The organism is Fenollaria sp. C0166D3, assembly GCF_056590255.1.
In genome coordinates this window covers 56665-77616 of the sequence record NZ_JBWPVU010000005.1, presented here as the reverse complement: position 1 = coordinate 77616, position 20952 = coordinate 56665, and the positions used below count along the sequence as shown (strand labels likewise).

General features: G+C 36.4%; 19 protein-coding genes, 1 pseudogene and 1 riboswitch. Of the genes and pseudogenes, 4 read left to right on the top strand and 16 right to left on the bottom strand.

The window, feature by feature from the left end; all coding sequences use genetic code 11:
• Nucleotides 1-628: 628 nt before the first annotated feature.
• The 12 genes and pseudogenes from AC1EJ0_RS04785 to AC1EJ0_RS04730 form a co-directional block, all read right to left on the bottom strand.
• The gene (locus AC1EJ0_RS04785) at nucleotides 629-1012 is read right to left on the bottom strand and encodes a hypothetical protein (RefSeq protein WP_001027813.1); all 384 of its coding nucleotides are present in this window, start codon (nucleotides 1010-1012) and stop codon (nucleotides 629-631) included.
• 15 nt (nucleotides 1013-1027) lie between these two features.
• Complete coding sequence (locus AC1EJ0_RS04780; protein WP_000039974.1) at nucleotides 1028-1717, bottom strand: hypothetical protein; 690 nt, start codon at nucleotides 1715-1717, stop codon at nucleotides 1028-1030.
• Between the two features lie 424 nt (nucleotides 1718-2141).
• Nucleotides 2142-2873: a 23S rRNA (adenine(2058)-N(6))-methyltransferase Erm(A) gene (gene erm(A), locus AC1EJ0_RS04775; protein WP_000810833.1), complete on the bottom strand. Its 732-nt coding sequence runs from the start codon at nucleotides 2871-2873 to the stop codon at nucleotides 2142-2144.
• A 57-nt stretch (nucleotides 2874-2930) separates the two neighbouring features.
• Entirely contained in the window at nucleotides 2931-2990 is a 60-nt protein-coding gene (locus AC1EJ0_RS04770) for an erythromycin resistance leader peptide (RefSeq protein ID WP_480023979.1), read from the bottom strand.
• 470 nt (nucleotides 2991-3460) lie between these two features.
• Nucleotides 3461-3940, bottom strand: coding sequence for a Csac_0668 family 2Fe-2S cluster-binding (seleno)protein (locus tag AC1EJ0_RS04765; RefSeq protein ID WP_000700631.1), 480 nt, complete (start codon nucleotides 3938-3940; stop codon nucleotides 3461-3463).
• Nucleotides 3941-4338: 398 nt separating this feature from the next.
• Nucleotides 4339-5288: pseudogene (locus AC1EJ0_RS04760) on the bottom strand (IS3 family transposase); the annotation flags it as partial.
• A 357-nt stretch (nucleotides 5289-5645) separates the two neighbouring features.
• Nucleotides 5646-7220 carry a 23S rRNA (uracil(1939)-C(5))-methyltransferase RlmD gene (gene rlmD, locus AC1EJ0_RS04755; protein ID WP_480023456.1) on the bottom strand — a complete coding sequence of 525 codons (1575 nt, stop codon included), beginning with the start codon at nucleotides 7218-7220 and terminating at the stop codon, nucleotides 5646-5648.
• Nucleotides 7220-7606, bottom strand: coding sequence for a GrdX family protein (locus AC1EJ0_RS04750; protein ID WP_480023457.1), 387 nt, complete (start codon nucleotides 7604-7606; stop codon nucleotides 7220-7222). The genes rlmD and AC1EJ0_RS04750 overlap by 1 nt, the downstream gene beginning before the upstream one ends.
• A gap of 1 nt (nucleotide 7607) precedes the next feature.
• Entirely contained in the window at nucleotides 7608-8546 is a 939-nt protein-coding gene (gene whiA, locus AC1EJ0_RS04745; protein WP_480023458.1) for a DNA-binding protein WhiA, read from the bottom strand.
• Nucleotides 8543-8968: an NUDIX hydrolase gene (locus AC1EJ0_RS04740; protein ID WP_304017846.1), complete on the bottom strand. Its 426-nt coding sequence runs from the start codon at nucleotides 8966-8968 to the stop codon at nucleotides 8543-8545. The genes whiA and AC1EJ0_RS04740 overlap by 4 nt, the downstream gene beginning before the upstream one ends.
• A gap of 5 nt (nucleotides 8969-8973) precedes the next feature.
• Nucleotides 8974-10056: a hypothetical protein gene (locus AC1EJ0_RS04735; RefSeq protein WP_480023459.1), complete on the bottom strand. Its 1083-nt coding sequence runs from the start codon at nucleotides 10054-10056 to the stop codon at nucleotides 8974-8976.
• 40 nt (nucleotides 10057-10096) lie between these two features.
• Nucleotides 10097-10804, bottom strand: coding sequence for an AIR synthase related protein (locus AC1EJ0_RS04730; protein WP_480023460.1), 708 nt, complete (start codon nucleotides 10802-10804; stop codon nucleotides 10097-10099).
• A gap of 94 nt (nucleotides 10805-10898) precedes the next feature.
• Here AC1EJ0_RS04730 and AC1EJ0_RS04725 point away from each other — a divergent pair, with 94 nt between their 5' ends.
• The 4 genes from AC1EJ0_RS04725 to AC1EJ0_RS04710 all read left to right on the top strand — a co-directional run bounded on the left by AC1EJ0_RS04725 (nucleotide 10899) and on the right by AC1EJ0_RS04710 (nucleotide 15526).
• Nucleotides 10899-12128: an aminopeptidase gene (locus tag AC1EJ0_RS04725; RefSeq protein ID WP_480023461.1), complete on the top strand. Its 1230-nt coding sequence runs from the start codon at nucleotides 10899-10901 to the stop codon at nucleotides 12126-12128.
• A gap of 11 nt (nucleotides 12129-12139) precedes the next feature.
• Nucleotides 12140-13258, top strand: a complete 1119-nt coding sequence (locus AC1EJ0_RS04720; protein WP_480023462.1) for a hypothetical protein — start codon at nucleotides 12140-12142, stop codon at nucleotides 13256-13258.
• Between the two features lie 177 nt (nucleotides 13259-13435).
• On the top strand, nucleotides 13436-14689 hold the full coding sequence (locus AC1EJ0_RS04715; RefSeq protein WP_480023463.1) for an ATP-binding protein: 1254 nt from the start codon (nucleotides 13436-13438) through the stop codon (nucleotides 14687-14689).
• Between the two features lie 135 nt (nucleotides 14690-14824).
• The gene (locus tag AC1EJ0_RS04710; RefSeq protein ID WP_480023464.1) at nucleotides 14825-15526 is read left to right on the top strand and encodes a B3/B4 domain-containing protein; all 702 of its coding nucleotides are present in this window, start codon (nucleotides 14825-14827) and stop codon (nucleotides 15524-15526) included.
• A gap of 378 nt (nucleotides 15527-15904) precedes the next feature.
• Here AC1EJ0_RS04710 and AC1EJ0_RS04705 read toward each other — a convergent pair whose 3' ends face one another.
• The 4 genes from AC1EJ0_RS04705 to AC1EJ0_RS04690 form a co-directional block, all read right to left on the bottom strand.
• The gene (locus AC1EJ0_RS04705) at nucleotides 15905-16891 is read right to left on the bottom strand and encodes a hypothetical protein (RefSeq protein ID WP_480023465.1); all 987 of its coding nucleotides are present in this window, start codon (nucleotides 16889-16891) and stop codon (nucleotides 15905-15907) included.
• Nucleotides 16892-17149: 258 nt separating this feature from the next.
• Nucleotides 17150-17296: a hypothetical protein gene (locus tag AC1EJ0_RS04700; RefSeq protein ID WP_480023466.1), complete on the bottom strand. Its 147-nt coding sequence runs from the start codon at nucleotides 17294-17296 to the stop codon at nucleotides 17150-17152.
• A gap of 453 nt (nucleotides 17297-17749) precedes the next feature.
• Nucleotides 17750-19081 carry a radical SAM/SPASM domain-containing protein gene (locus AC1EJ0_RS04695; protein ID WP_304016870.1) on the bottom strand — a complete coding sequence of 444 codons (1332 nt, stop codon included), beginning with the start codon at nucleotides 19079-19081 and terminating at the stop codon, nucleotides 17750-17752.
• A gap of 100 nt (nucleotides 19082-19181) precedes the next feature.
• Nucleotides 19182-19739 (bottom strand): TetR/AcrR family transcriptional regulator, encoded by a 558-nt coding sequence (locus AC1EJ0_RS04690; RefSeq protein ID WP_480023467.1) that lies wholly within the window; start codon nucleotides 19737-19739, stop codon nucleotides 19182-19184.
• A 1042-nt stretch (nucleotides 19740-20781) separates the two neighbouring features.
• A riboswitch (Fluoride riboswitch) is annotated at nucleotides 20782-20848 on the top strand.
• Nucleotides 20849-20952: the final 104 nt, after the last annotated feature.

Sequence of the window (20952 nt, the reverse complement as noted above, 5' to 3'; positions counted from 1 at the left end):
CTACTATATCTTTTAAGAGACATTTTAAAAATAAAGAAGGTTAACAAAAACAAAAATGTTCTTGATAGTAGTAGTTTTATATAATCATGTTGTAGTAAACTTAAAACTTTTATAGTCATCGGAAATGTAATATATCCACTATTAACTACTAAAAGTACCATTAATAAAATGTAATAGTTTATATAAGTAAACAAATCCTTTTTTAATAGTAATAAAATAGATAGAACTATATAACTTGCAGATAGAATTTCTAAAATTGTTAATACATTAAACTTAATACTAATTAAATACACTTCACCTGTTATAAAATAATTAATTCCTTGAAAAAAAATTTGTCCCAAAATATAAAATATTAATTCAGTCCCCAAAATAATATAAAATATCTTTCTAATATTCTTTTTCTCGTTAATTGAATATATTACCATATAGTCTTTCTGTATACATATAAACTTTTCATTTATTACATTTAATACAAAAATAGGCACCAAGAATATTAAAAATACTTGATGAGTCAAAAGACGAAATAAGGAGTTACTCTAGCACTTTTATTGTTTTTTATTACTTCCATTGCATATTCTTCTCCATCTAGTTCATCTAATTCTTTAGTTGCTACTGCCATTTTCTCAGTTTAATATAGATCCTTGCCTAGCTTATCAAAATCGCTGAAGTTATTTATAAGGCTATAGCAATGCAAGTTGAAACTTAGGCTTACTAAATCTGCCATTGTATTAGGTTCTTCTGTAAAGGTCGCAGCACAAAACTTTTCTATTTCCCTTGGACTGAACCCATCAAATCTTTTCATTAAATAGTTTAGTTCATCTATATTTACATTTTTATCAGCCAGTATATTTGAAAATCTTTCATCCCTACTGCCTTCTATATAACAGTTTGACCTTGTACTCATTTCTATTCCTAATTCATTGCATACCTCTTGTAGTTTATCTTCCTCCATTGGAATCCATATGGTTTTTCTTTTATCATCATCCCTTGATTTTTTAATAGTTATATTCAATCTTTTTCCTCCATTCTATTTATTAATTAAAAATAACTCTGTCCCGTATCTATTGATTAAGGCAGAGTTAATTATTGATTTAAATATATAGTCATCTATTAATTCCCTATCTGCTAGCTCATTGATTCTTATACACTCCTTTCCAGTTGATAGGGTCTTTGCAGTTTGGTATAAGGCATAGCCATTGGTATCTATATCCCGAAGACATATTTGTTTTAAGCCAAACTTAACATTTAAAATATGATTTTCAGAAACCTTCCATAGATTTTCATCGGCAGTAAGTAAAAATAGGATAGCAATAAATCTTGGGGATATATCATGAATATCTAGATCTTGGTTTCGAAGAAAATTATAGAATCTTTCTTTGTGGTTATGATTTAAAAAGATTTCCCCCTTGAAATTATTTGCTAGACTTTCTAATCTTTCCTTTAAATAATAATTATTTATCTTTCCAAAGCACTCTCTGACTAGATCCTTATATCTACATCTATCCACATTGATTTTGAAGTTTGAACCAATGTGTCCACACTCCTTACAATCATCATCAACATTAATCACACCAATCTTGCAATCTCCATCACCCCCTTGGCAATTAAAATAATTATTGATGATTATTCCATTTCCTCTTGGCTGGAAATTTGGAACCATAACCATCAATTGCTCTATTCCTTCCAAGGATGTACCATACATAAATAATTTTGACATTGTTCCCAATCCTTTCTTTCTATTTTTAAGCATAAAAAAATGACGAAGTTTATTGGTCTTTAGTTGACCTAAACTTCGCCACCATATTCTCGATATTTAATCTTGATTTATATACAAATAGATGTATTAGAATATCAGATATTCTAATACATCTATTTGCTACATTTCAAATTCCTTTAAATATTATTTCTTCATTAATTAGTTGCACATATACCTACTATATCAATAAATTTTGAGTTATCATTGACTATATTAGTTGCTATTATCAGAATAGTCGTCGATAACTATATTTTCGTGCAAATATGCAAATAAGTAAAATGATAGTTATGTTATATCATAATAATTGAAAATAATAGAATGCATTTTTCAATGTAATAAGATTAAGCGTTCTCTTAAAGTTAGAGAACGCTTAATTATTTTTAATTTATTGAAATAATTTGTAACTATTGAAAACAGACAAAAATTGTTCATTGGATAATTTATCAAGATCAGTAACATTCGCATGCTTCAGCACCTGTCTTAATTGATTTTTAGTAAAAAGAACATGATATTCCCTGTTTACCCATTTATAAACGAAAAATCTATACTTTTTGTAGTCCTTCTTTAAAATAAATGGTTTATGCCTTTCAAGTACAATCAATACAGAATCTACATTAGGCTTAGGGTGAAAATATGCTCGTGGCACTTTTTTAAGAATTTTTATATCCATTTCCACCATTAACAGCAAACCTAAAGCTCGTTGGGTATTTTGCAACCTTTTAGCAAATCCCCTCTCTACAATAAGGTAGCTATATTTCGCTTGACTATCAAAAGCAATCTTTTTTACAATATCAGTACTAATATTGTAGGGAATATTACCAAATATTTTATAGTCTGTATTTTTAGGAAAGCTAAACTTCAAAATATCCTCATGAATAACTTTTATATTCTGAAAAGGTTCAACTGCTTTTTTCGTGGCATGACATAAACCTTCATCAATCTCTATAGCATTCACCCGTTGACTCATTTCCACAAGTTCCTTGGTAAAATGTCCTTTTCCTGACCCAATTTCTATTATTTTATCTTGTTTATTGATATTCGTATATTTTAATATTTCCTTTACATGCTTTTTAGATGTAATGAAATTTTGCGTATTTTTCGGGTTTTTCTGTTTCATTATAACCTTCTCCTTGCCGGTTATAATGAACTAATCTTAAGAGCTCATTATAACCAATTATTTTTGGTTTAGTTGATAATTAAATCTCTCAATAACAAATATAGAAAACATACCCATACCTTTACCTCCTTTAATTTTTTTCATTATAAATGAGATAAAGTAATATCTACTACTGCAATACATGTACACATATTTAACTCCTCCTTATGCAACTGATTATATCACTTTTAATTTCTCTATTCAATAAAGTTCTGTGCTAATCTACCTCACCCTATGGATTTTTAATCCCGAAACATCAAATGTCATCTGTCAAATGCCCTATTTAAAAGGGTCAAAAAACGGTATTTTTTAGCCTGTTTTTGACCCGATTTTCGTACTCAAACCACTACATGTTGTGGTTGACTCCTATTATTCCTTGTCCAAACCACAATACGTCATCAGAATTGCTGCTTCAACGTGTGTCGAGTTGCCTTGATAGCTATCAAAACTGCATTCTCAACCCCTAAGGTTATGGGGAACATATCCACGCTCGTAGATGGAAACATATCAAAGATTGGCTCTCGTTTGTAGGAACATATCGACTGTAATTATTTCATTTTCAAGCCTTTATCGATAGCTTCCTGAATAATCTTATGACAACAAACTCCCAACGGATTGTTTTCTTTACAATTAGAATTTTTCATTGCCCCAGTGATGGCATTTACTTCTTTTACGGATTTCGCGCCATGCTTTACAACTGCTTCAATTACCTGATTTTCTGTGACTTCGCTACAATAACAAGCATACTTAGGATCTGCATCTTTCTTAAACCAGATAGGAACTCTAACTTGGTCTTTCAAGAATTTTATTTCATTATCTAAGTTATAGTAAACAACGTCGCAGTCCTCGTTCATGCAAATCTTATATTGATCTCCGTTAACAGCATTACGATAATCATCTACCACTAGATGTTCAACAGTTACTTTACTAACGGAAATCCCTTCATTATTACATACAGGACAATTGTCTTTAATTTGATCCGGCTTTTCTGTTTTGCATCCACAACAACATTCATTATTAATCTTCATATTCTTAGCCTCCATATTTTCATTATAATTTCTTTTTTAAACTAGGTAAAACCAATTTCATATACTTGTCATTTATTAATAGCGTCAAACATTTTAGCTGGTGTTAATTTACTTAGCTCCCTGTTGTCAGCCAACGCACGTGTAGCTTTTTTGTGTATAAACACATCAGCGTCATGTTACCCATTGCTCGGCATTCTTCTAATGAACCCAAATACATGGAATGGCAACCCTTTTTTAGACAATTTATAACCGAACATTATCAAGCTTGAAAGTTTCTTTAGATTATAAAATATATTCTCAGACAATCAAGGGTAAAGACTTCGCCCAAATTTCGTTGAAATTTGCCCTTGACAGTCTGTTCATATATTTTATTTAATTTATGAAACTTCCAGAGCTTTTTATTCTGCTTTTCTATATTCTACTGGTGTTTTATATCCTAAAGATCCATGAATTCTTAGGTTATTATACCAATATACGTATTCTGCTAATTTTAGATTAAGTTCTTGGAAATTAGTAAAGTTCTCCTGATATATGAATTCTGTCTTCATTACTTTATTGACTGCTTCGCTTACTGCGTTATCATATGGGCTTCCTTTTTTACTTAGCGATCTTTTTATCCCAAATACCTTTAATATTTCTTCTATTTTTATATTTTTAAATTCTCTTCCTCTGTCTGTGTGAAATATTTTTATACGATTTAGTGGCTGCCTTATTGAGTAAAATGCTTCTACTACTAGATTTGCATCTTTGTTTTTACCTGATGAGTATCCTATTATTTCACGGCTGTTTAAGTCTATTATTAAACATATATAATTCCATGTTTTTCCTACTCTTACATATGTTAGGTCGCTTACTATTGCTTCTAAATAGTCTCTATTGTCAAATTATCTATTTAAAAGGTTAGGGATGTCTTCTTCGTTGCATTTGGATCTTATTACTTTATATTGTGCTACTGTATAGTTTGAGACTAGGCCATTTTTCTTCATTATTCGGCCTATTTTTCTTCTCGATATTTTATATCCAATTTTCCCTAGTTCTTTTTTTATTTTGCGTGTTCCATAGTTGTTTCTACTTCTTCTGAATATTTCTTTTATTTCTTCTATTAGTTTTTCATCTTCATCTAATTTCACATCTTTTTCTTTGTTCAAATGATAATAGACTAAACTTCTTGTGACCCCAAGTAGTCTACACATTGCACTAATGCTATATTTATCTCGGTTCGAGATAATGAGGTCTATTTTTTGCCTAACAGTAGTGCAGCTTGCTTTAAAATATCATTCTCCATTTCAACCTGTTTCAATTTTTTACTAAGTCTGATTATCTCTTTTTGTTTCGCATCTACATTATCAAAATGGTTACTCTAAGCAGCACACCAACTATTTATTTTTTGAGTTTTAAACTTTGGTAGAAGTCTTGAACTCTTTATATTTACATAACTATTTGCCTCTATCACTATTATGACACGAAACCCTGCACAATGATCTAAAATTTTCAATTCTAACAAGTCTTTTTCAGTATTTTTAACTTCATAAAAACCTCTTTGGCAATAATGCCTAATTCTTCTTTAGTTGTTAAAATTTTTTATTTTACCATCATCGTTCCCCTGATTTTCAATTAATCTTCTTAGGTTATATAAGAAGTACATATCTTTTTAATCTTAAAGTTTTTAAGTCTTAATTTTAAAATTTTCAATCTTAGATATTATTTAAATCATTCCAAAATGCTCTAAAGCATCTTCGATTGCTTTTTCTTTTTCTTCTGGGCAATTTGGCACTCTTTGATTTTCTTTCTTACTAAAATTATAATTTTCTCTCTCTATTAGACCATGTTTCCTTTTTATTTGTGCAATATATAGGCTTGAAACTTTTAGTCCGTATTTATCTAACACATACTTTTTAATTTCTCCATAAGTTGCGTCTTTTGAAAAGTCAATTTCAGATAATTCATCTTCCCCTATTTCTATATCTAAATGATGTTCTGTATTTAGTTTGTACAACAGAGCTACCGTCTCCAAATGCCCACTTCTAGCAAACATATCAACTGCGGCTACTCTCTCAACCTTATACACCCCACTCATCAAGGCGATGTCTCTCGCTAGGCTTGCGTGGTTACAGCTGATGTATACAATCTTTTCTACACCGCTCTTATTTAGCATATCTACTACTTTTTTGTCTAGGCCCTTTCTCGGCGGATCGACGATGACTGCGTCGTAAGTTTTTTCTTTCAAGACTCTATTTATCGCGTCTTCGGCCTTGGCGTGTATGAATTTTGCGTTTTTTATGCCATTTACTTCTGCGTTTTCGTCTGCGCTTTTAACTGAGGCTTCTACGACTTCGACTGCTGTGACTGATTTTGCTTCTTTGGCGGCGCATAGGCTTATTGTGCCTATGCCTGAGTATAGCTCAAGGACGTCCATCTCTGCTGCGTCCCCTAAATACTCTAGTGCTTTTTTATACAAAACGTCCATCATCTCTAAATTCACTTGCAAAAATGTTTGCGGATATATTTTAAAATCAAGTCCCAAGATGTTTACGCTTAAAAAGTCCTCGCCATATAGCTTAGTAAATTTCCTTCCGTATAAAACTTTATCTGATTTATCGTTTATGTTTAGATAAATGGATTTGACTCTGCTCATGTCGATGGCTGCTTTTAATTTTTCAATATCTATCGTGATTTCATCGTGCGATACAAAGGTGATCATCAGCTCATCTTTTTCGTTATTTCTAAAGACTATATCCTTGATATCGCCTTTCTTTGCCTTCCAATCGTAGCCCTTATAATTTTCTTTTACAAATTTTCTTATGCCCTGATAAACTTTTAGCGCTTCTTTATTCATGTAGAGCATCTCTTCTGAGTCGACTACTGTATTAGTGCCTTCTTCAAAATAACCGATAGCTACTTCACCATGTGCCCCACGAGCGACTTTGACCTGTGTATTGTCCCTATAGTGTGTTAAAATCTTCGCCATATACTCTTCTACGTCCACGTCAAGCCCAGCCATCTTCTTAAGGTTCATCTTAAGGCCATTAACCTTCCACTCAAATTCTTTTTCATAAGCAAGGCCTGAGAGTATCGCCTCATCACTTGCTCCGTCTACGCGAAACTCTGATGGGATGGCTATATCCAAGACATCTGCCTCGATAAAGCTCTTCTTTTTCACTTCGTTTGTGATTGTGACTGTATCGCCAAGGACGGCTCCTTTAATAAAATAGACCAGTCCCTCGGACTTCGCAACGCCCCTTAGCTGACTGGTCATATCTTCAATATAAAACTCTTTCATTAGATTGAACTTCTTAAATTGATTGTGTTGTCTATGATGGAAAGGTCTATGACTTTGCAGTCGTCGATGACGCGCTCGTTGTAATCGGGTGTTTTCTCGATATTTAGAAATTTGTTAATGGTTCCGATTGCTTCTTCCAAGATGATTAGTCCGTCTTGGTCAAGTCCTGTTCCTTTTTCCAAAATAATTGTCTTAAATGGTGTTTCATTCGGCTTAACTGATCCTGACAATGGATGTGTTAAGAGTTTATATCCTTCGTGAATTAGGTCTCTCGCCTTAAGTAAAACGCCTGTATAATTATCGACTTTCTCTACATAAATCATGTCGAAGTCGTCTTTGTATTTGTCTCTAACGTAGTCGTTGTTTGTAACTATGGTTCTCTTCATATTAATTCTCCTCATTTATTCGTAAATTTTCTGCCATTTCGGCAAGTTTTTTAAGTCTATGGTTTACGCCACTTTTGCCAAGCTCTGGCTCCATAAGCCTTCCAAGCTCTGCAAGTGAGGCGTCTCTATTATTCAGTCTAAGTATTGCTAGTTCTTTTAAATCTGCTTGTAATGCGTCTAGGCCTATCATCTCGTCGATGTACTCTATATCAGCTACCTGCCTTGTCGATGCATCAACTGTCTTCTGTATATTGGCTGTTTCGCAATTGGTCCGTCTATTAGCATTGTTTCTAACGTCCTTAACTACTCTGATATTCTCAAAGCTAAGTACGGTTCTCATCGCGCCTATAACTGTGAGAAAATCTGAGATTGCCTCGGCGCCCTTTAGATAAGTGATGTAGTTCTCCTTGCGTTTGACGTACTTCGCCCCAAGACCGTAGACGTTCATCAGCTCCTTGACCTCGTTTGCCTCGAACTCACTTTCGAAGAGCATTTCGAGGTGGTAGCCGCGCTCCGGATTAGTGATGGAGCCGACCGCCAAAAAGGCCGCTCTTAGGTAGCTACGCCTCATATCGTCACTCTCTTTGACTGCCTTCGGAATCTTGTTCACGTCCAAAAAGCCTTCCATGCGCGTGTCCTTAAACATCTGCATAACTATATCCGTATCGTTTAGGACTATTGTGTAGATGTTCATCTTCTTTAGCTGCGTCATCTTTGAGATGTCGACGTCAAGGTCTGTATCGTATAAATTTCTGATTACTGTAAAAATTCGTCTCGCAAGCGCCGCCTTTTGCACTCTGAATGAAACGGCCACTTTGCCTGATATGAAGCTAATGGATGAGACGTATCTCACGTAGGCCATAAGCTCAGCTAGGGATGTGTCTTCGTCCGTGATCATCAGCTTTGCCGCTTCGTCCTTAGCTTTTTGTGAAAAACTCATTTCCTCTCCTCATTCTTTTCTCTGTCGTACTCTTCTATGGCTTTTCTAATAATTTCTCTCTCTTGGCTGTATTTCATAAGGCTAATCGCTTCTTCTCTTTCGTAGAACTTCGCCGTCTTAAAGCCTTCCATGCTCTGCGGCTTAGTGTGCGTGTCCTTTGTTGACATCAAAAAGAAGTGTACCGTCTTGTCAATCCTTATGTTTCTCATCCTGTTAATGAAAGAGTAATCAATCTTGCCTAGGTATTTTTTAATCTCGCCAGTGATGCCGCTTTCTTCCTTTACCTCGCGTAAGGCAGCTTCCTCAATGCTTTCGCCACGCTCGATTCTGCCCTTCGGTAATACATAGTCGCCGTTGTACTTCTTCAAAAGTAGTATTAAATTGTTATTGATAATTACGCCTCCTGAGCTAAGTACCCTCACCTAAATCACCTGAACAATCTTAAAAATTTTTCTTCCTCATCTGAAATATCGTCTTGAGCGAGTAAATATTCCTTCTTGATAAGAATTTCCTCAAGTTTCAGCCTGCCCTTCTTTGTTAGAGACACGCTGTAATCCGAGTCTTCCTTCTCTATATATCCCTTTTTTAATAGCTCTTCATACGAAGCATTTAGTTTTTCCTCGACAAGCTTGTCAGTCTCGTCCACTCCTAAGTAGCTAGCGACCTTGTCTTCCTTCGTGTCATAAAATTGATATACTAGGTAAATGTACTCATCAAGGTCCTTTATGTCGAAAGTTTTACCGCTTCTTTCCTTTTCTTCGTATTTCTTCTTTATTCTAAATTTATTTCTAAATCTTTGGTTCTTCGTCATCAAAAAGCCGACGATGATAAACGCTAGTAAAGCCACCGCTATAAGCCCCTTAAGAACTAGCTCAGAGACGCCCGGCTTGTCAATGCGTGTAATTTGCGTCCTCATCAGCTCGTCATTACGGTAGTCATCGTAGTCCATATCCAAATATGGCGCGTTCACGAACTCATTCTTCGGATACTTAATGCCTATAGCTATGTCAATGGGCTCGTCTATCTCGTAAAGACCAGTCTTGCCATTTTCAAAAGTAGCGTTAAGACCCTTTGAAGTAAATAGTTCATATACCGGCTCGTCAAAGTAAACGCTCTCGTAGGCTATCTCAATGGTGTTGATGTGCGTGTTAAATGAACGATATAAGCCAAATACAAAACCATCGGCCCTTTTAAAGGCTTTTGGAAGGCCCTTGATCTTGTAAGAGACTTCTTTGTCGCCGCCGTTAAAGTCAAAGATGTATTTCGTTCCTGAAAGGAAATTGTCTCTAAGGCTCTTGCCCTCTACATCGTATACCTCAGCGCCATCTGGCACATCGATTCCAAACTTAAAGCCCGTATGCTCCGTCTCGATCTTGACGTCTACATACATCGCGTCCTCTTTGAGATTCATCTTGTAAGTCATTTTATTTTCGCTCGCTGCATGCGCGTTAAATCCTGCCATGAACATGACTATGGCAGAAAAAATTATTAAGAATCTAAATTTCTTCAATTGACTCGCCTCCTAGTACTCTTCATACATTTATACCCATTTACTCCATAAAAGCTAACAAAATTGCATCCTTTTTTAAATTTAATTTATTAAAGTCATCAGGCTTCATTGTGACTAGGCAGATGGCTGATGGCCCGCCCGATGCATTTAGATCAAAGTCCTCATTCACTATGCGTGCCTTAAGTCCAGCGTATGCCTCGATCTCAGCTAGTTCATGCGCCGCTCCCTTTGAACCGATTGGAACTATGTCATGAATATAGTTTTGCTCCTTTAAATATATATAATCACTCATGCTCATGGCCTTGTCACGATACTTAATTAGATCCTCGCCCACTAGTGCCTTGCCGATGGCGTAGATGGCATCGCCTTTTTGCGCCTTGCGTATATCAAGCCCGCGTCCCAAGACTGTGACGCCTATCCCTGTCATCTTTGTCACGAAGTTTTCTTCAGTCGATCCAGTAAAGCCATCTCCCTCATCAAGCCCCGCGTCCTTCATCGCCATTTTGATGCCGTGAATGATTTTCTCGCCATAGGGCTCTCTCTCGTTGCAAAGCGTATCGACCAAGACCATTGGCACGCTTCTTACGCATAAAAGCTCGGCTATTGGCACGAAGGCTGCATAATATGAAACCATTTCTATATCAGCAAAAACTTCGTCACATGGCTTCTCGCCTATCCCTGCTGCGCTGTCACAAGCAAGAACTAAATTCATATCGTCTAAAATTATTAAATCTCTAAAACTTTTCATGGCGCCTCCATTTACATATTCTTAATATATATGGTATAATATATTATATCATAAGTAGAGAGTATTTAATACTTTAATCGCAAAGGAGGACAAAATGAATTTTAAAGATAAGTTAAGGAATTACGCGAAGGTCGTTATCGAGAGGGGCATAAACGTGCAAAAGGGCATACCGCTCGTGATAAATACATCAACTGAGGCGATGGACTTCGTTAGACTTTTGACTGAACTTGCCTACGAAAGAGGCGCAAGCGAAGTAATTGTAAGGATACAAGACGACGAGTGCAACAGATTGAGCGCGATGATGATGAGTGAAGAGGCGATCAAACACGCACCCGAGTGGAAGCTTGATATGATGCTTGATTTTGCAGAGAGAAAGGCGGGCTTCTTGTCTGTTGCAGCGCCAAATCCATCGCTAATGAAGGACGTTGACCCTGAAAGAATAAAACTAATGCGCAGCGTGAACGCAAATCTGATGAAACCATTCCAAAAGTACACTATGAACGACATAAACCCATGGTGCGTCGTTGCCGTTCCATCAAAGGCTTGGGCAGATAAAGTGCTTCCAGATGTGGCTGAAGAAAAGCGTGTAGAAGAGCTATGGGACTTAATATTTAAGATAGTTAGAGTAGATGGCGCTGATCCAGACAAGGCTTGGGACGAATTTGAAAATACTATACAAGAAAAAGCTAAGTACTTAAACGAAATGCAGTTTGAAAAATTACATTACAGATCAAAATTAGGTACTGATTTGACTATAGAGATGCCAAAGAATCACCTATGGATAGGCGGCTCATCCATGAGTGAGACAGGCGTTCGCTTTACAGCCAATATCCCTACAGAAGAAATCTTCTCTGCGCCTAAGAGAGACGGGGTTAATGGTATTGTTTATGCGACAAAACCATTGTCACTATCAGGAAAATTAGTTGAGAACTTCTCACTAAGATTTGAAAATGGTAAATGTGTTGAAGTAAAGGCAGAGAAGAATCAAAAATTACTAGAAGATTTAATCGCGACAGATGAAAACGCCTCAATGCTAGGCGAAGTGGCCCTTGTGCAAAACGACTCACCTATTAGCAATAGTAAAAAATTGTTCTACTCAACACTATTCGACGAGAACGCATCTTGTCACCTAGCTTTCGGAGCTGCTTACCCAACATGCGTGGAGGGCGGCGCTGCCATGAGCGAAGAAGAATTACTTAAAAATGGTATTAACGATAGCAAAATTCATGTCGATTTTATGATTGGTGATGAAACAACTGAGATAATTGGGTATAAAGATGGTAAAGAATACAAAATATTTGAGGAAGGCAACTGGGCCTTCTAAGGAGGGATAATATGAACGACAATTTTGTATATGAAGAGTTTGATCCGAAGAGAAAGGGCGGCAGAGCAAGCGGCGTCTCCGAAGTATTTCAAGCGACAAACAGCTATATTAAAAATAATATCAAGGCGCTTCTTTGCTTCGCACTAGTCTACATCTTGCTTATAGGCGGATTTGTAGCTATAAACGTTGGATCAATCATGCAAATTTCATCAGACGTAATTAAAGAAGGCTACAGATACAACGATGACGTTATGTCAGACGAGCTCGATAGCTCCTTAAAAGAGCTTGATGAGGCTGAAAGTTTTGAAGACGTTATGCAAGGCGTGGGCAATTTGAGAAAAAGCATAAGAGAAGATGATTTTAAGAGAGTTATGAGCGTAACAAGATCATCAGTGCTTATGATGCTAAGCTTCATTGCCATGGGTATATTGATTCAGTTAATAGGCATCGCCTTCGTTACACACGTTAATAAGTGGATTTTCAAGATGGATAGAGGCTTTAAAGACGTGTCAGAAGCAGTATTTATTAAGTTTATCAAGTCCATTGCCATAGCCATAGTATTTGGACTTATATCAGGCGCTACAGCCCTAGTCTTCGGCATAATCGCTGCTTTAACTGAGTCTTATGAGGCGATAATTATAATCATGACTATAGTTTTAGTCTTAGTAAACATCTACATCAGCATAGCAGGAAGCTTTGCCCACTACCTAGTTACTACAAATAAGTACATCGGCATAGGCACATGCATCAGCACAGGCTTTGGACTTGCCAATAGATTTTTATTCAACTGGATTGGCAAGATGCTTTTGATTGGCATAGGCATTGCAGTTATCGCGGGCCTTGCAACAGTACTCATAGCGCTACTTGCAACAGGACTAAGATCCCCTTGGATCATGGCTATAACAACAATACCTTGGATCATCGGAACGCTTTACTCAGCAGTCTACTCACAAGTAACGATGTGCGACTACACAAATCAATACGAGTTTAGAACAGGAAATGTAGTCAGAGACTACGACTACTACGACATCTACGACGATGACGGATATGACTATACAGACAGACCAAGACGCTACCAAGACGACGAAGCAAGAAGCGTGGATGATTTTTATAATAACTTGGATAGATAGATAATTTTTGAAACGATTTAAGCGCAGCAAGTGCTGCGCTTTTTTTGTGAGCAAAACAGACTGAAAATTAAGGGGAAAATTCCCCTTAATTTTCAGTTTGCATATTGACTAAGCCGAATAAAACTATTATAATATAGATAAGTAAGAGTATTAACCATATTTTTGGAGGTGATATTAATGAGAATTTCAAGAGACAAATACTTAAACGATTTGATAGTAAGGATGCATAACGGCTTGATTAAGGTAATTACAGGTCTTAGACGAAGCGGAAAATCTTATCTATTGTTTGAATTGTTTAAGAGCTATTTACTAGAAAATGATATTAGTGAAGATCATATAATTGAAATTTCTTTAGATCAAAGAAAAAATAAACAATATAGAGACCCAGACACTATACTTGATTTTATTGAGGAATCCATCGTCGATAATGATAATTACTACATCTTCCTAGATGAAGTGCAAATGCTTAATGATTTTGAAGAAGTACTTAACTCTTTAATGCACATAAAAAACGCTGACATCTACGTAACTGGAAGCAATTCGAAATTCTTATCGAAGGACATAATCACTGAATTTCGTGGCCGCGGTGACGAGATCCATATATACCCTCTTAGTTTTAAAGAGTTTATGCAGGTTTATGATGGTGACAAGTACGAGGGCCTTTCTGAATACACAGTTTATGGCGGTCTGCCTCTTGTTGCCACTATGAAAAGCGATGAGCAAAAGGTTAAGTATCTTGAAAATTTATTCGAGGAAACTTATTTAAAAGATATCAAGGAGCGTTACAATATTGAAAAATTGCAAGAGATGGACGATTTAATTAAGGTTTTGGCCTCAAGCGTTGGCTCTCTTTCAAATCCATCGAAAATTGCAGACACTTTCAAAAGCTCATTAAAATCAGATATTAGCATGAATACTATAAAAAGCTACATTACCTATCTTAAAGAATCTTTTTTGATTAACGAAGCCAACAGATATGACGTCAAGGGCAGAAAATACATTGGAACTCCTCTTAAATACTACTTTGAAGATATTGGCCTAAGAAATGCCAAGCTTGAATTTAGACAAATCGAAGAAACTCATTTGATGGAAAATATTGTTTACAATGAGCTAAGGGCAAGAGACTTTCAGGTCGATGTAGGCATGGTTGAGACAAAAGAAAAGAATAAAGATGGTAATTTCGAGAAAAAACGTCTAGAAGTTGATTTTATCGCAAATAAAGGAAGTCACAAATATTATATACAGTCTGCATATAGCCTAGCTACAGAGAAAAAGATAAAGCAAGAGAAGAATTCTCTTCTAAATATTAATGACTCTTTCAAGAAAATAATTATAGTTAAAAACGTAATAAAACCACAAAGAGATGAAAATGGCATAGTAAGCATTAGTTTGTATGATTTTTTATTGGATGAAAATAGTTTGAGTTTATAAGCTCATTGAAAAATAAGGGGAAAATTCCCCTTATTTTTCATTTTGGACGAAGTGGCAAGACTATAAACATAGTTTTGCAAATAAAGCTCCTTTATGTTATAATGACGATAAGAAAAAACAAATAAGGAGGAAGAAATGAGTAAATTTATTGCGGACAAAAGCTTTTTTGAATTATTCCCAGAGGCGAAGCTTGGGGTAATTCTTGTAAAGAACATGGAAAATTCTGATGAAAGCCCGATTGAAGTTAAAAAAATGCTGCTTGATGCGAACGACGAAGCGGAAAAATATCTTGTAGCTGGACAGCTTAGTGAGAATAAGGAGATTGCTGTTTGGAGAGAGGCGTACAAGAAGTTTAAGACTAAAAAGGGCGCGAGATGCTCGATTGAAGCGCTTTTAAAGAGACTTTCTAAGGGCAACATTGTTGGCTCAATCAATACTTTGGTTGACATCTACAACGCTGCATCGCTTAAATACGCGCTACCATGCGGTGCTGAGGACTCGGATAAGTTCGTTGGCGATTTGAGGCTAACTATCACTGAGGGCGGCGACGAATTCCAAGCTATCGGCGAGGATCCATCTGAGACTTATCCAGGCGAACTTTGCTACAAGGACGACAAGGGCGCTATCTGCAGATGCTTTAACTGGCGCGATGGCATCAGAACGATGATTACTGAAGATACTAAGAACGCTTTCATGATTATGGAGCTCGTTGACCCAGATAGGTACGACGCACTTGAAGGAGCTCTTGAGTTTTTAAAGGAAAATCTTACAAAGTACTTAAATGCGGACGTGGCAGTGCATATACTGGATAAGGATAATCCTTCAGTAGAAATATAAAGAATTTTTTATTAGGATTGCGCCTGGAACTCGTTCACTTTTCGGCAATGCTCGAGTATGACTTATACGCTCCGCTTGCCTCAAAGTTCCACTTCGTCCCATGCATCAATCCTATCTAAAAAATTAATGTAAAGTAAATAAATAATATTACATGGCTTAAAAAAATAGAATGGGCATATGGTTTAGACCATATGCCCTTGTTTTAATTTTATTCAAGTTAATATATTTATTTTCAATGTAATATATCAAAAATTAAGTTTGCAGTAAAACGAGATGATTGAGCGATGTGGACCGACGAGGTAAGCGGAGCATACTAAACGTATGTGAGCATTACCGAGGAGGGAACAAGCTCAAGGGCTCGTTTTACAATAACTAAGTCTAATCTATTTTGCTTACCATTCCTATTATATATCCCTTCTCAGGCATAAATATCAATCCAACTACTGCATCTTCATATGCAATCATTTCAGTTATAGGTCTTCTCTTATAATCAGTCATGTTTTTGTAGCCACGTTTTAAATTTACGCCTAAAGCTTCTGCTTGTTTATCAAGTCTTGCCATAAATGTTTTTACTTCAGCTTCGCTTACATTTAGATCAAGTCCCTTTAATACGTCAGCAGCAAAATCATATTGACCTCCAGTCATAAACATGTAGAATGCAGATAAAACGCTGTCAATTTGTTCTGGATTGTTTGAATATTTTTTGATAGATGTATCATTTAAAGGTATTAGCGCGTAAACTGCCTTTTGTTCATCTGTTAATTCTGACTTAGCCTTGCTGTCATCAGCTGGGGCCTTAGTCTCTTCCTTATTTTCCTCAGGCTTTTCTTCAGTTTTTTCCTCAGGCTTTTCTTCAGGCTTTTCCTCTACAGATCCATCACTCTTTAGAATGATAGTTTGGCTCTTTGTATCGTAGCCAACGCCAAAACCAGCTAGCTCACCTAAGTCCCTTAGTTGCAAGTAATTGCTGTTATTAATAAGAGCAGTTCTTATTTGCTTTTCTTCGCCATTAACAACAATCGCCTTCACCTCAACCTTAGCTTTAGCCTTAGTCTCAGTGATTTCAGCTAGGTCGCCTTCGACCTTTTCGTAAGGCTTATTAAGATCAACACTAACAAGCTTCTTTTCATTGTCATAGCCAACGTTAAATTGAGCCTTTTTGCCGCTCATAATCGCAGCAACGTCACGAAGCTTCAAGTAGTTGAAACCTTCAACAACGTATGAGCCTACCATAACCTTCTCACCATCTAGAGTGATTGTCTTAGTGTTCTTCACCGCGCTTATAGTCTTGCTTTCAGCAAGTGCCGCCGGCATAAGTGTTACTAGCATCAAAATTGCTAATAGTAGTGAAATTTTCTTTTTCATTGATATCCTCCTTATAGATATAGTATATTAATTATAAGGGATATGTAGAAATAAAGCAAGCAAATAAAAAAGGTATATGGACTTGCCATATACCTTGTTTTAATTTTATTCAAGTAGATATATATTAATTCTACAATAAAGTTCGCAGGAAAAACGAGATGATTGGGCGAAGTGGAGGTTTTTGTCAAACGGAGTGTACATACGGTACTCGAGTATTGACAAAAATCGAACGAGCTCAAGGGCTCGTTTTAACAAGAACTAGTCAACGTAGACCTGAAAGCCCTTAGCTAAGGGATTCACCGAATAATCTATCGTAAATTTCTCAATATAATCCATATTCTTGTTCACGCAAACCCTAAAGCCATCGACCTCAATCACTATATCGTTTTCATGTAACTTATCCAAAGTCACGCCATAAACGGCGCCCCTTCATGAGTAGTTGAGTAGCCTTATGCGCAGGGCCTTGTCCTCGTGCTCTTTAACATTTAGCTCATTAAGTCTTTGAGCTGCTCTTTCTTTTATTTCAACTTTCATAATTATCACCAGTATATATATACCCACGGTCCATAAAATTTATCTATACTTTCATCGCCATTATTATAAATATGTCAATAGTTTTGCCACGATTATAAGTTTTATCTATATATTCACTGCCAAAATCATAAATAAATCAATGCCTCTTTGCAACAATATAAATTTTACCTATACTTACTTTACCATAATTATAAATTTATCAATATCACTTTCGCCATTGCCCTAATTTTTATCTATACTTTCACCACCATAATCATAAATTTATCAATAACAGTGCACAAAAAAATCTGCCCACGTCAATGGGCAGATCTTGTAGAGAGTATTTTATTTTGCGCTCCAAAGCTCTTCAGCCTTTGGTTTCCAATGCTTAGCGTAATTTTCGCACTTGTCGCACAAGTGGTCAACGCTTTCTGGAGACTCAAGGTCTGTAGATTTGGCGCCGGTTTTCTTTACCATTTCCCTTAAAAGTTCAGGGTTTTCAAGCATTGGGCACGGTCTAAGCATGTTGTCGTTGAATGGGTGTCCGTCGTGGTATGCCATGAACAGTGGTGATCTCAATGCTTCGAGTATAGTTTTTTCTCTGATATTCGAGTCGGAGTAGTGTATGAAAACGCACGGATCAAGGTCGCCGTTTGCGTTTATGTGTAAGTAGTTTTTGCCGCCTGCGATGCATCCGCCAACAAATTCAGCGTCGTTTTGGAAGTCCATAGCGAACAGTGGTTTTCTAGCTCTTTGTTCTCTAATTCTTCTGTAAACAAGCTCTCTTTGTTCAGGGTTTGGCATAAGCTCAACGCTAGCGTCGTTGCCAACTGGCATGTAGTGGAAGTACCATACAAAGTAGGCTCCCATCTCTATCATCATGTCCCAATAAGCTTCTGATGTGATTGAGTCGTAGTTTTCACTAGTGTAGCAGCATGAAATTCCGTATAAAAGTTTCTTTTCGCGTAATAGCTTCATCGCCTTGACAGCCTTGTCGTAGACACCGTCTCCACGTCTTGAGTCAGTCGCCTCTTTAGATCCCTCCAAGGATATGGACGGAACGAAGTTTTTCACGCGTAGCATCTCGTCAGCAAAGGCTTCATCTATTAGCGTGCCGTTAGTAAAGGCCATAAATACGCAGTCATCGTGCTTTTCGCATAGACGAATCAAATCGTCCTTTCTAACAAGCGGTTCGCCGCCAGTGTATATGTAGAAATAAACACCCATTTCCTTGCCTTGCTTGATGATATCGTCAATTTCGTCGTATGATAAATTCAATTTATTGCCATATTCCGCAGCCCAGCAACCTGTGCAATGCAGATTACAAGCCGATGTTGGATCTAAAAGTATAGTCCACGGTATATTGCAGTTGTACTTTTGTCTAAGCTCCTCTTGAATAGGGCCGCCGACCAAGTTGCCATTGATAAAGAAATTTACGATCAAAGTCTTGACAATTTCTGGGTCAACATCATTAAGTATGTGACGAACATATGGGTAGTATGGATCACTCGGGTCACTTATAGCCTTACGAATGGCCGCTCTTTGATTAGCAAAGCCGCCATTTGAAAACTTATCTGCCCAGTCCATAGCCTCAAGTAAATTCGCCTCAGGGTCCTTGTATAGATGATTAAATGCCTTAGTTAAGCCAAATTTGGCTAGTGTAGTAGAAACACTCATATATAATCCTCCTTTTTTACTATTCTACAATATAGCATATCACCAAGCCCATGGTCTTGTGAATATGCAATCTAGGAGAATTGTTCAAATTAGGACATATTTATTTATCTGTACCAAGGCCCCCATCAAAAGAGTCAATCAGCTCGTCAAAGATCACACCAAGCTTGTCTATACCATCGTCGATGTCGTCTTGCATGTCATTCCATAAGAATCTCATGAAAAATCCGCTTATCGTGTAAGTAATCATCTCGGAAGCCAGCTTTGCGCGAGCTGTGTCGCCGCCCGTGATTCGCGCGTACTCCTCCATATACAAAGAGACGGTCGAAGAGATCCTTTCAAATACATAAAAGCAGATTTGGTCACGCGATAGAGAGTTGTAAACGTTGTAAATCCTCTTCTTGTGATCAATGCATGAGTAAAGTATCGCCTTGGCAACGTCCTGCCACGACTGAGCCGAAGTCGACTCGATGTGCGCTTCAAGCCACTCAGCAAGCGCCTCGTCCAATAGTTCGTAGATGTCTTGGTAGTGGTAGTAAAAAGTATTTCTGCCGATTTGGCACTCCTTGATTAGAGCCGTCACCGTAATCTTGTCGAACGGCATACGATCAAGCATCTCGTTAAACGTGTCAATAATGAGCTTTTGTGTGTAGTTTGCCATATAAACACCCCTTTATGTATATCTACCCATAATCATAAATATTATACTTATATTTGTCAAAACATACTACTAAAGTATGATTTTAAAAAAAGTACTTGACACAATCGATTTACCATGCTATAATGTAATCAAGATAGAAGAAAGATAATTCTATCTAAAGAAAATTAGCTCCATCCCTTGACTTAATATAGATACGAAGCTAAATATTTTAGCAAGGAATGAATGGCTTAAGTTTTACTATTTGAGAGCGAAATGTGGATCAAAGGTAAATAAAGTCTAAATTAGATGAACCTTAAGTGGCAATAGCTGCTGAAGTGCTTGTTTAATCATATTCTCTTAATTCTTATATAAGAAGAATAAGATATTTATTAGTGGAGGTAATTTAGAAATAAAATTTAATATTTATGACGATGGTAGATGACATGTGTAAAAAAGTCACGACTATGAAAAGACATTCATTTATCTCTGTAAAAGGAGAATTATTTATCTTTTCAAGGTGAAAATTAAACAATGAAGGGCATATGGATGAATCTACAAAGGAAGATCGCTAAGAAAGGATGTATAAGATGTTCTTTTGAAGCACACGAACGAAAGGAAGTTGTTAAAGCGATGATTGAACCTAAAAATGATCGTCAAGGGATGGATAGCTAGTGTTTTGATCTACTAGCTATTTTTATTTGCTAATTCTTATCAGAATTGCGACTAAGGCTTGTTTCGCTCACTTCCTCCCTCAACGTACCCGTTAGTACGATGTCGGTCGGGCGTTCGCTGTACTTCGCCTTATTCATCAATTCTGCTGAAAGAATTTATTTATGTAGATGCTATCTTTTTTAAATTTTAGCTTTTTTTGCATTCGATTTGCGATCTTGGCTAGTTTCGAATTATTTGTCAGGCTCATTGACATGGGTAAGTAAAAAAAGAATTTATTTACATAGATGTGGGTCGATTGAATTTTAGCTTTTTGCGCTCGATTTGCTATCTTTTAAAATTTCATCTTTTTCACTTGACAAAATCAATAAAATTAATTAAAATAAATATATAATAAATACATGGGAATGAAGTTCTCCCACGAAATGAAACCGCTATAGGCTGATGACTTCTGTTTTTACAGGGGCATTAGCTTTTTTTATGCTTCAAATCATGTAATAATAAAATATAATTTTGCATAACGAGCTCAAGGGCGCGTATGAACGCAAAAGAAAAAGGAGATTTT

What these genes read in the sequence shown, in the direction of transcription:
- AC1EJ0_RS04780 (WP_000039974.1), bottom strand. Translation starts at nt 1,717, where the DNA reads ATGTCAAAATTATTTATGTATGGTACATCCTTGGAAGGAATAGAGCAA.
- AC1EJ0_RS04765 (WP_000700631.1), bottom strand. Translation starts at nt 3,940, where the DNA reads ATGAAGATTAATAATGAATGTTGTTGTGGATGCAAAACAGAAAAGCCG.
- rlmD (WP_480023456.1), bottom strand. Translation starts at nt 7,220, where the DNA reads ATGAAAGAGTTTTATATTGAAGATATGACCAGTCAGCTAAGGGGCGTT.
- AC1EJ0_RS04750 (WP_480023457.1), bottom strand. Translation starts at nt 7,606, where the DNA reads ATGAAGAGAACCATAGTTACAAACAACGACTACGTTAGAGACAAATAC.
- whiA (WP_480023458.1), bottom strand. Translation starts at nt 8,546, where the DNA reads ATGAGTTTTTCACAAAAAGCTAAGGACGAAGCGGCAAAGCTGATGATC.
- AC1EJ0_RS04730 (WP_480023460.1), bottom strand. Translation starts at nt 10,804, where the DNA reads ATGAAAAGTTTTAGAGATTTAATAATTTTAGACGATATGAATTTAGTT.
- AC1EJ0_RS04725 (WP_480023461.1), top strand. Translation starts at nt 10,899, where the DNA reads ATGAATTTTAAAGATAAGTTAAGGAATTACGCGAAGGTCGTTATCGAG.
- AC1EJ0_RS04720 (WP_480023462.1), top strand. Translation starts at nt 12,140, where the DNA reads ATGAACGACAATTTTGTATATGAAGAGTTTGATCCGAAGAGAAAGGGC.
- AC1EJ0_RS04715 (WP_480023463.1), top strand. Translation starts at nt 13,436, where the DNA reads ATGAGAATTTCAAGAGACAAATACTTAAACGATTTGATAGTAAGGATG.
- AC1EJ0_RS04710 (WP_480023464.1), top strand. Translation starts at nt 14,825, where the DNA reads ATGAGTAAATTTATTGCGGACAAAAGCTTTTTTGAATTATTCCCAGAG.
- AC1EJ0_RS04705 (WP_480023465.1), bottom strand. Translation starts at nt 16,891, where the DNA reads ATGAAAAAGAAAATTTCACTACTATTAGCAATTTTGATGCTAGTAACA.
- AC1EJ0_RS04695 (WP_304016870.1), bottom strand. Translation starts at nt 19,081, where the DNA reads ATGAGTGTTTCTACTACACTAGCCAAATTTGGCTTAACTAAGGCATTT.
- AC1EJ0_RS04690 (WP_480023467.1), bottom strand. Translation starts at nt 19,739, where the DNA reads ATGGCAAACTACACACAAAAGCTCATTATTGACACGTTTAACGAGATG.